The sequence below is a fragment of the Bordetella tumbae genome (assembly GCF_965139195.1).
Classification (GTDB): Bacteria; Pseudomonadota; Gammaproteobacteria; order Burkholderiales; family Burkholderiaceae_B; genus Bordetella_A; species Bordetella_A tumbae.
In genome coordinates this window covers 134,770-142,920 of sequence record NZ_CBCSJH010000008.1, presented here as the reverse complement: position 1 = coordinate 142,920, position 8,151 = coordinate 134,770, and the positions used below count along the sequence as shown (strand labels likewise).

At 59.8% G+C, this 8,151-nt stretch carries 8 protein-coding genes and 1 pseudogene; 5 read left to right on the top strand and 4 right to left on the bottom strand.

The features are described 5' to 3' along the window. Positions 1-113: 113 nt before the first annotated feature. From prpC to ACNA0J_RS11955, 4 genes and pseudogenes are all read right to left on the bottom strand, one after another. On the bottom strand, positions 114-1,319 hold the full coding sequence (gene prpC / locus ACNA0J_RS11970) for a bifunctional 2-methylcitrate synthase/citrate synthase (protein WP_415819078.1): 1,206 nt from the start codon (positions 1,317-1,319) through the stop codon (positions 114-116). Between the two features lie 94 nt (positions 1,320-1,413). After that, positions 1,414-2,307 carry a methylisocitrate lyase gene (prpB, locus tag ACNA0J_RS11965; protein ID WP_415806280.1) on the bottom strand — a complete coding sequence of 298 codons (894 nt, stop codon included), beginning with the start codon at positions 2,305-2,307 and terminating at the stop codon, positions 1,414-1,416. A 361-nt stretch (positions 2,308-2,668) separates the two neighbouring features. Then, positions 2,669-2,937: pseudogene (locus ACNA0J_RS11960) on the bottom strand (malate dehydrogenase); the annotation flags it as partial. A 1-nt stretch (position 2,938) separates the two neighbouring features. Next, positions 2,939-3,658 (bottom strand): malate dehydrogenase (locus ACNA0J_RS11955; RefSeq protein ID WP_415819077.1); only part of this gene is annotated, 720 nt, incomplete at its 3' end. 268 nt (positions 3,659-3,926) lie between these two features. Here ACNA0J_RS11955 and ACNA0J_RS11950 point away from each other — a divergent pair. The 5 genes from ACNA0J_RS11950 to ACNA0J_RS11930 all read left to right on the top strand — a co-directional run bounded on the left by ACNA0J_RS11950 (position 3,927) and on the right by ACNA0J_RS11930 (position 8,136). Further along, positions 3,927-4,706 carry a GntR family transcriptional regulator gene (locus tag ACNA0J_RS11950; RefSeq protein ID WP_415819076.1) on the top strand — a complete coding sequence of 260 codons (780 nt, stop codon included), beginning with the start codon at positions 3,927-3,929 and terminating at the stop codon, positions 4,704-4,706. 121 nt (positions 4,707-4,827) lie between these two features. Continuing rightward, complete coding sequence (gene sdhC / locus ACNA0J_RS11945) at positions 4,828-5,241, top strand: succinate dehydrogenase, cytochrome b556 subunit (RefSeq protein ID WP_415819075.1); 414 nt, start codon at positions 4,828-4,830, stop codon at positions 5,239-5,241. Beyond that, positions 5,241-5,624: a succinate dehydrogenase, hydrophobic membrane anchor protein gene (gene sdhD / locus ACNA0J_RS11940; protein ID WP_094820306.1), complete on the top strand. Its 384-nt coding sequence runs from the start codon at positions 5,241-5,243 to the stop codon at positions 5,622-5,624. Before sdhC ends, sdhD begins: the two co-directional genes overlap by 1 nt. Before the next feature lie 3 nt (positions 5,625-5,627). Further along, a complete protein-coding gene (gene sdhA / locus ACNA0J_RS11935; RefSeq protein ID WP_415819074.1) occupies positions 5,628-7,406 on the top strand; it encodes a succinate dehydrogenase flavoprotein subunit in 1,779 nt (592 codons plus the stop codon). Positions 7,407-7,419: 13 nt separating this feature from the next. Further along, entirely contained in the window at positions 7,420-8,136 is a 717-nt protein-coding gene (locus ACNA0J_RS11930; protein WP_415819073.1) for a succinate dehydrogenase iron-sulfur subunit, read from the top strand. Positions 8,137-8,151: the final 15 nt, after the last annotated feature.

Below are 8,151 nucleotides of genomic sequence, written 5' to 3'. Positions count from 1 at the left end.
GCCGCGGTNNNANGGGCCGGTGGGGCTTATAGGCGACGGCCCCCGGCNTCTAAAGAACTCATCGATCCGCGAGCAACTACTACCCCAACGCTCGCATGATCAACACCTACCCGTTATTTACGCTTTTCCAACGGCACATACTTCAGATCATCCGGCCCGATATAGTTAGCCGTAGGACGAATGATCTTGTTATCGACCCGCTGCTCAATGATGTGAGCCGACCACCCCGCCGTACGCGCAATCACGAACAGCGGCGTGAACATGGCCGTAGGCACGCCCATCATGTGATAGCTGACCGCCGAGAACCAATCCAGGTTCGGGAACATCTTTTTGACTTCCCACATCACCGTTTCCAGACGCTCGGCGATGTCGAACATCTTGGTGCTGCCGGCCTTCTTGGAAAGCTTGTGTGCCACTTCCTTGATGACCTTGTTGCGCGGATCCGAAACCGTATAGACAGGGTGACCAAAACCGATGACGACTTCCTTGGCTTCGACGCGGCGGCGGATGTCGGCCTCTGCCTCCTCCGGGCTGTCATAGCGCTTCTGGATTTCGAAAGCCACCTCGTTGGCGCCACCGTGTTTCGGGCCGCGCAGCGCGCCGATCCCGCCGGTAATCGCCGAATAAATATCCGAGCCGGTGCCGGCAATGACGCGGCTGGTGAACGTCGAGGCGTTGAACTCATGCTCGGCGTACAGGATCAGCGACGTATGCATGGCGCGGACCCATTCGTCGGACGGCTTCTTGCCATGCAGCAGATGCAGGAAATGGCCGCCGATGCTGTCATCATCCGTTTGCACATCGATGACGCGGCCGTTGTGGCTGTAGTGATACCAGTACAGCAACGAGGAACCCAGATTAGCCATCAAACGATCGGCGATGTCACGCGCATCGGGGATGTTGTGATCGTCCTTTTCAGGCAATACGCAGCCCAGCACTGAGACGGCGGTACGCATTACGTCCATCGGATGGCTAGCGGCGGGCAGGCTTTCCAGCACGTTTTGCAGTTGCACCGGCAGGCCACGCAGCGCACGCAGTTTTTCCTTGTAGGCTTTTAGCTCAGCCTTGTTCGGCAGTTTGCCATGCACCAGCAAATGCGCGATTTCTTCGAACTCGGCCTCGCCGGCAAAATCCAGGATGTCGTAGCCGCGATAGTGCAAATCGTTACCCGTGCGGCCGACAGTACACAGCGCCGTATTACCGGCCACGACACCCGACAACGCGACGGATTTTTTAGGTTTGAAGCCCGCCTTTTCTTCTGTCGGAGCCCCCGTTTTGGTGGTCTCGGCCGTAGCGGCTTGTTTCTTCGATGTGCTCATGTCTCTGACTCCTTTCCTTTGTTGGCGTCAAATGGGGCGAAAGTAGGACTTGCAGTACTGGCCGGTGGAAAATCCAGGCCGGCCAGTACGGGAATTACTTGTTTTTGCCTTGCTGGAATAGCGCGTCCAATTGCGATTCGAATGCGTGATAGCCGATGCGATCGTACAACTCGTCGCGCGTCTGCATCGTGTCCAGCACGTTCTTTTGGTGGCCGTCGCGGCGGATCGCCTGGTACACGTTTTCAGCAGCCTTGTTCATGGCGCGGAAGGCGGACAAGGGGTACAGCACCATAGCCACATTGACGCTGGCGAGCTCTTCCACGGTGAATAACGGTGTCTTGCCGAACTCGGTGATGTTGGCCAACACCGGTACGTTGACGGCTTTGACGAATCGATCATAGGTCGGCAGATCGTAGGCGGCTTCGGCAAAGATCGCGTCAGCGCCTGCTTCGACACATGCCAATGCGCGTTCGATCGCTGCATCTACGCCGTGCGAGGCAATCGCATCGGTGCGAGCGATCAGATAAAAATCCGAATCCGTGCGAGCGTCGGCAGCGGCTTTGACGCGATCGGCCATTTCCTCGGTGCTGACGATTTCCTTGCCGGGACGATGGCCGCAGCGTTTGGCGCCGACCTGGTCTTCGATATGGCAGGCTGCAGCGCCGAATTTGATCAGGCTCTTGACGGTACGGGCAATGTTGAATGCGGACGGACCGAAGCCCGTGTCGATGTCGACCAGCAATGGCACGTCGCACACATCGGTGATGCGCCGTACATCCGTCAGCACATCGTCCAGCGTGTTGATGCCCAGGTCGGGCAGGCCGAGCGAACCGGCAGCGACGCCGCCGCCAGACAGATAAATGGCGCGGTATCCGGCACGCTTGGCCAGTAATGCGTGATTGGCGTTGATGGCGCCGATGATTTGCAGCGGGCTTTCTTCTGCCAGCGCCTGGCGAAAGAGGGCGCCAGGAGAGGTAGGACGGGTCATGAGCGAGTCTCCGTGAATGGCTGGGCGCTCAGTCTGGCGCCAGGGCCTGATTGATGATGCAGAAACGCCGTCCGTGGTCTGATGCCAATGAAAGGCCGGCGGCGCATACCGCATACGGATCAAATGAGCAGCAATGGGCTGCGCAATAAATCTGTTTCCTCGTGCCAGGCTGCATCGAGGCCTGATCGGGTGTTCCAGCGGGTCTTTTTGTCCGACAGTCGCGGATGGCTTCCGGTGAGGAAAGTCATTTTTTTCGGACGAGTGACCACTGCGTGGACGGGGAAGCAACAGATTTATTACGGCGCGGCAGTGTCGCCGCGCCGCCCNCCCGCCAGGCCTGCGGCCTGGCAGCTTGCGGAGATTACTTCAGCAAGTCTTTCACGCCGTCGCGCTCTTCGAGCAACTCTTTCAGCGTGAAGTCCATGCGCTCGCGCGAGAAGGCGTCGATTTCCAGGCCTTCGACACGCTTGTATTCGCCGTTTTCGGTCGTGACCGGCACGCCGTAGATGATGCCTTCGGGGATGCCATAGGAACCATCGGACGGAACACCCATGGTGACCCATTTGCCGTTGCTGCCCAGCACCCAGTCACGCACGTGATCGATGGCGGCGTTGGCAGCCGACGCTGCCGNCGACAGGCCGCGCGCATCGATGATGGCGGCGCCACGCTTGCCCACGGTGGGGATGAAGGTGTCACGATTCCAAGCGTCGTCATTGATCAGCTTGGTCAGGCTCTCGCCGCCAACGGTGGCAAAGCGGAAGTCGGGGTACATGGTGGGCGAGTGGTTGCCCCACACGACCAGTTTTTCGATATCGGCGACGGCTTTGCCCGACTTGGCGGCCAGTTGCGACAGGGCACGGTTGTGGTCCAGGCGCAGCATGGCGGTGAAGTTCTTTGCGGGCAGATCCGGCGCGGACTTCATGGCGATGTAGGCGTTGGTGTTGGCCGGGTTGCCCACGACCAGGACCTTGACGTTGCGGCTGGCGACATCGTTCAGGGCCTTGCCCTGTGCCGTGAAGATCTGGGCGTTGACGCTCAGCAGGTCTTTGCGCTCCATGCCGGGGCCGCGGGGGCGGGCGCCGACCAGCAGGGCCACGTCAGCGTCTTTGAAGGCGGTGCGGGGGTCGCTGTGAGCGGTGATTTCCTGCAGCAACGGGAAGGCGCAGTCATCCAATTCCATGATGACGCCCTTCAGGGCCTTTTGCGCTTTTTCGTCAGGGATTTCCAGCAGTTGCAGAATGACCGGTTGGTCTTTTCCCAGCATTTCGCCCGAGGCGATGCGAAATAGCAGGGCGTAGCCGATTTGGCCGGCGGCGCCGGTGACGGCGACACGCAAGGCGGGCTTGGACATGAACGTTCTCCGTGATGAGTTCGACGAGAAAAAATCTCGCAATCAGTGTAATCGCTGGGCGCCGCTGCGTGCGTCGCCATCTATGTCTCAGGTAACTGCAAATCCTAGATCGAATTTACGTTTGCGTCAATTGCTCTTATATCTTATATAAGACATAAGACGTTGGACAGTGCCGCGCCTGTTATGCCACAATACTGCGTTTGCCCGGCACTTTGATCCTGCCTTCGCAGGGGTCGACAGGCCGACAGACAACGCTGATAAAACCACTATGGCAGACCCTAGGCCCGAACCTCCGCTACGACATCGCACCGCTCGTCCGGCGAGCGAGGGGGCCGCTTTCAGTCCGCTATATCGCCAGATCAAAGAATTACTGGTGCAGAGCCTCGAACGCGGCGAATGGAAGCCCGGCGAGTTGATCCCCAGCGAGATCGATCTGGCTTCGCGCTTTCAGGTCAGCCAGGGCACGGTACGCAAGGCCGTTGACGAGCTGGCTGCCGAACATCTCCTATTACGACGCCAAGGCAAAGGCACCTTTGTCGCGACACATCACGAGGCGCGCGTGCGCTATCGCTTTCTGCGGCTCGCTGCCGACGAGGAAGGCGAGGGCGGTCGCGCCGAGAGCTGTATCCTCGAATGCCGGCGCCTGCGTGCGCCTGCCGAGGTTGCCCGCGCGCTTGAGTTACGCGCCGGCGAGACCGTCGTGATGATTCGCCGCCAATTGTCCATGAACCTCCGTCCCACCGTCATCGACGACATCTGGTTGCCAGGCTCGGTATTCCGTGGCCTGAGCCTGGAGTTGCTGACGGCAAACAAGGCCCCGCTCTACGGCCTGTTTGAAACCGAGTTCGGGGTCAGCATGGTGCGTGCCGATGAAAAATTACGCGCCGTCGCGGCGCCGGCTGAAATTGCGGGCTTGCTGGGCGTCGAGCCCGGCGCGCCGTTGTTACAAGTCGACCGCGTGTCATATACCTACGGAGACCGTCCGGTGGAAATCCGCCGCGGTCTCTATCTGACTGATCACTACCATTACCGCAATAGTTTGAATTGATGAGCTTTTTTCCCACCATTTGATACCAACCGTTCTCTAGGCGAAAATAGCGTGTTTGTCCGCAAGGGCAACTCCAAATTTCGTTGTCACGAATCCCTAGCACCGTAACACCGAGGCCGTCATGTCCGACACCGCTGCCAAGCCACGTCCGCAGTTTCGCAATATTGGCATTGCACAAATCGCCAAATACCGCCTGCCCCTGGCAGGAAAACTGTCCATCTTGCACCGCGTTAGCGGCGCGCTGCTGTTTGTCTGTCTTCCCTTGGTCATTCTGCCGCTCTTCGCGGCCAGCGTGGCCTCGCCCGAAAGCTACGCTCAGATTGCCGAATACGCGGGTAACCCGTTGGTGAAACTGGTGTTCCTGGTGTTGGTGTGGGGGTATCTGCACCATTTCTGCGCCGGTATCCGCTACCTGATGCTGGACCTGCACATCGGTCTGGATAAAGTCTCGGCCCAGAAAAGCGCCGGTGTGGCTTTTGGTGTCAGCCTGGCGCTGACGCTGGTCTTCGCTCTCAAATTGTTCGGAGTTCTGTAATGGCTGATACCAAAAACTACGGCCCCAAGCGCCTGGTTGTGGGAGCCCACTACGGCGTCATCGATTTCATCGCACAACGCATCACGGCTGTCATCATGGCCGTGTACACCCTGGTATTGATCGTCGGCTTCCTGGTGATGCCGTCGTTCTCCTACGAAAACTGGAAGGCCCTGTTTACCTTCCACGCAGGCCCGATTCCGGCTGGTCAGATGCTGGCCAGCTTGTTCTTCTTTGCGTTGGCCTGGCACGCCTGGATCGGCGTGCGCGACATCTGGATGGACTACGTCAAGCCCACGGGCGTGCGCCTGCTGTTGCAAGTGCTGACGATCCTCTGGCTGGTTGCCTCGGTCGTCTATTTCGCGAAAATCCTCTGGAGTATCTAAGCCGTGGTCTCTGTCATGAATTCCCTGCCACGCCGCCAATTTGATGTGGTGGTCGTCGGCGCCGGCGGAGCCGGCATGCGTTGTTCGCTGCAACTGGCCCAGGCTGGCCTGTCCGTAGCTGTTCTGTCCAAAGTATTCCCGACCCGTTCGCACACCGTGGCAGCCCAAGGCGGCGTGAGCGCCTCGCTGGGCAACATGAGCGAAGACAACTGGTACTGGCACATGTACGACACCGTCAAAGGTTCGGACTGGCTGGGTGACCAGGACGCCATCGAATTCATGTGCCGCGAAGCCCCCAACGCGGTCTACGAACTCGAGCATTTCGGCATGCCGTTTGACCGGAATGCCGACGGTACGATCTACCAACGTCCATTCGGTGGACACACTGCGAATTTTGGTGAAAAACCCGTGCAGCGCGCCTGTGCCGCTGCCGACCGTACCGGCCACGCCTTGTTGCACACGCTGTATCAGCGCAACGTGGCGGCCCGTACGCAGTTCTTCGTCGAATGGATGGCGCTGGACCTGCTGCGTAACGAGGCGGGCGATGTCGTCGGTGTGACCGCGCTCGAAATGGAAACGGGCGAGGTCTACATCCTCGAAGCCAAGACCACGGTGCTGGCCACCGGTGGCGCTGGCCGTATCTGGGCGGCTTCCACCAACGCCTTCATCAACACCGGTGACGGCCTGGGCATGGCGGCTCGTGCCGGCATCCCGCTGCAAGACATGGAATTCTGGCAATTCCACCCGACCGGCGTGGCTGGCGCGGGCGTGCTGATTACCGAAGGCGTACGCGGCGAAGGCGGCATCCTCTTGAACAAGGATGGCGAGCGCTTCATGGAGCGCTACGCGCCCACGCTGAAAGACTTGGCCCCGCGTGACTTCGTGTCGCGCTCGATGGACCAGGAAATCAAAGAAGGCCGTGGTTGCGGTCCCGACGGCAGCTACGTGGTGCTCAAGCTCGATCACCTCGGCGCCGACGTCATCAACAAGCGTCTGCCCTCGATCCGCGAAATCGCGATCAAGTTCGGCAACGTCGATCCGATCAAAGAACCGATCCCGGTCGTGCCGACCATCCACTATCAGATGGGCGGTATTCCGGCCAACTACCACGGCCAGGTGCTGAGCCGCGTCAATGGTGAAAACAAGGTCATCAACGGCCTGTACGCCATCGGTGAATGCGCTGCCGTGTCGGTGCACGGCGCCAACCGCCTGGGCACCAACTCGCTGCTCGACCTGATCGTGTTCGGCCGCGCCACGGGTAATCACATCGTGAATTCGCATCCCGAGCGCCAGCACGCGCACCAGCCTGTGCCCAAAGAAGCCGTCGATTTCTCGATGGACCGTCTGGCCAAGCTCGAGAGCCGTACCTCCGGCGAAAAGACGCAAGACGTCGCCAACGCCATCCGCGTGTCGATGCAGCGTCACTGCGGCGTGTTCCGTACGCTGGAATTGCTCAACGAGGGTGTGGGTCAGATCGAAGACCTCGCCAAGCAAGCCGAGCACATCTACTACAAGGACAAGTCCAAGGTCTTCAACATGGCTCGCGTCGAGGCCCTCGAGGTCGCGAACATGACCGAGGTGGCACGCGCCACCATCAAGTCGGCGGCCAATCGTACCGAAAGCCGTGGCGCACATGCGCTGGACGACCACCCGACCCGCGACGACGAAAACTGGCTGAAGCATACCCTTTGGTACTCCGAAGGCAGCCGCCTGGACTACAAACCCGTCCAGATGAAGCCCATGACCGTCGAGTCCTTCCCGCCCAAAGCGCGTACTTTCTAAGCAGGATGCTGTGATGAGCACCAAGAGAATCGTCAAATTCGAGATTTACCGCTACGATCCGGACAAGGACGAGCGCCCGTACATGCAAAAGCTGGAAGTCGAGCTCCAGCCCACCGACAAGATGCTGCTCGATGCACTCGTGCGCATCAAGAACGACGTGGACGACAGCCTGTCGCTGCGCCGCTCGTGCCGCGAAGGCGTGTGCGGTTCCGACGCCATGAACATCAATGGCAAGAACGGCCTGTCCTGCACGACCAACCTGCTCGAGCTAAAGGAACCCATCGTTCTGAAGCCGCTGCCAGGCCTGCCCGTGATCCGCGACCTGATCGTGGACATGACGCACTTCTTCAATCAGTACCACTCGGTGCGTCCGTATCTGATCAACGATACGCCGCCGCCCGAGCGCGAGCGCCTGCAGTCGCCCGAGGCGCGCGAAGAGCTCGACGGCCTGTACGAGTGCATTCTGTGCGCTTGCTGCTCGACGTCCTGCCCGTCGTTCTGGTGGAACCCCGACAAGTTCGTCGGTCCCGCCGGCCTGCTGCAAGCCTACCGCTTTATCGCCGATAGCCGCGACGAAGCCACGGGTTCCCGTCTGGACAACCTCGAGGATCCGTACCGCCTGTTCCGTTGCCACACCATCATGAACTGTGTCGATGTCTGTCCCAAGGGTCTGAACCCGACCAAGGCAATCGGCAAGATCAAGGAACTGATGGTTCGCCGCACGGTCTAGTTAACACGGTATAGA

Coding starts and splice junctions, on each gene's coding strand:
- prpC (WP_415819078.1), bottom strand. CDS start 1,319: ATGAGCACATCGAAGAAACAAGCCGCTACGGCCGAGACCACCAAAACG.
- prpB (WP_415806280.1), bottom strand. CDS start 2,307: ATGACCCGTCCTACCTCTCCTGGCGCCCTCTTTCGCCAGGCGCTGGCA.
- ACNA0J_RS11950 (WP_415819076.1), top strand. CDS start 3,927: ATGGCAGACCCTAGGCCCGAACCTCCGCTACGACATCGCACCGCTCGT.
- sdhC (WP_415819075.1), top strand. CDS start 4,828: ATGTCCGACACCGCTGCCAAGCCACGTCCGCAGTTTCGCAATATTGGC.
- sdhD (WP_094820306.1), top strand. CDS start 5,241: ATGGCTGATACCAAAAACTACGGCCCCAAGCGCCTGGTTGTGGGAGCC.
- ACNA0J_RS11930 (WP_415819073.1), top strand. CDS start 7,420: ATGAGCACCAAGAGAATCGTCAAATTCGAGATTTACCGCTACGATCCG.